The 1,516-nt window shown below is 54.9% G+C and carries 1 protein-coding gene; it reads right to left on the reverse strand.

Annotated features, from left to right (window positions below; all coding sequences use genetic code 11):
• Positions 1–351: 351 nt before the first annotated feature.
• Positions 352–1,053, reverse strand: a complete 702-nt coding sequence (locus tag GHC57_RS19015; protein WP_170294983.1) for a helix-turn-helix domain-containing protein — start codon at positions 1,051–1,053, stop codon at positions 352–354.
• Between the last annotated feature and the right edge of the window lie 463 nt (positions 1,054–1,516).

Consider the following 1,516-nt stretch of genomic DNA (forward strand, 5'->3'; position numbering starts at 1 on the left):
CCCGTGCAATCCTGGCATGCATCGCCGGACTTATCTCGCCCAAACAACCAGCATGCATATCTAACGCAAACTGAGCCTAATTATTTGATCACGAGAGGCGAAAACGCAAGCAAAAACAAGGGCTTGTGCGCGCCGCAATCTTGAGGAACCGCGCGGGTGGGTCCTCAATAGGGTGCGCAATCCGGCGAAGGCGGAAAATTAAGTGTTTTCAATGAGATGGCATTCACGTGGCCGATGGGCCTGATCAGCAAAAACCTGATTGCGCACCCTATTGCGGCAACATTGAGAACCCTATTGCGGACCCATTGCGCACCCTGTTGATGAGGCAAATCGGTGTGGGGGTGCCTGCGCTCAATCGCGCGCCTGCCCATTATCCAATTCGTGACCGTCGGCGTTCAGCTTGTCTCGGACCAAAGAAACCATTGCTTCAACAGCTTCAGTTGCGTCCTCACCCAATGACGATATTGCCATCGTTTTCAACACACTAAGAACACCCCTCGCTTCAATTGGAGATAGTGTCTTCGGTGGCGCTATACACGCCCGTACCAATCGCTTAATCGCGTCGTGAAAACTCTCGAAATAGACAACAAAATGTTCAACTAGCTCCAACACGCTATATCCCTCGCCATTTTCTTTAATTAGCTCCTTATTCAGATCGTCTGTCGTTCTTGCGGCAGCCCAAACCATTTGTTCCTCGACTCCTGATCGGCGAATAATATCCGCTTCGATAGAGCCATCATACTTGTCCAAAAAGCGACAATTCGCGGCATCTAGGGTTTGTACAACAATTTTGAAGGGGTGCTCCTCTACTTCTTCGGCCTCAACACATGTATCGTCAAGAAGCCAGTTGATATCGACGCCAGCAGAGGCAATTTTTGCAAGTGCGCTTGCTCCCGGCTCCCTATCACCCGCAATGTAATTTTGTAGCGTTCTTAGTGGGATGCCTGAGCGTTCGGCAAAATCCTTCGTGGACAGGTGCATGCGCTCGATGGCGCGCGCCAACCTGACGGGAAGGCCGGAAACTCGTTCGTGCTTGGGCGTAGATGCGTTCATTCGGGCGCTTGACCTGGCGTGCAATTGGGCGCAGTGTGTGCGTATGGAACATGAGCATGCCACAGAACACGCCCGTTTGCACGTCGAACCTTCCCGCGCTTTGTATGCGGCGGTTCGCGGCGCCTTCGTCGCGCGAGGTGGATCACTTCGCCAGTGGTGCCTGACCAATGGTGTCCACCGACAAAACGCCAGGGCATGCCTGATCGGCGAATGGACGGGGCCACGGGCAAGAGCGCTGGTTGATGAAATCTGCGCGGATGCGGGGGTCGCCGATGGGTGACCGGATGCTGACATCTGATGAGTTTGCCCAAACTGTTGGGATTTCCAAACAGAAGGCACGGCGTGCCCTTGGTAGAGCGCACAATGGGCACCTTTGGCGCGGTATCCGGTTGGACGTGATCGCGGTCAAGGGGCGCGGCGGGCGCGGTGGCGTGTGCTATCAGGTCCGCGCGCGTAGCATCCC

It is taken from the genome of Roseospira navarrensis (assembly GCF_009601025.1).
GTDB classification, from domain to species: domain Bacteria; phylum Pseudomonadota; class Alphaproteobacteria; order Rhodospirillales; family Rhodospirillaceae; genus Rhodospira; species Rhodospira navarrensis.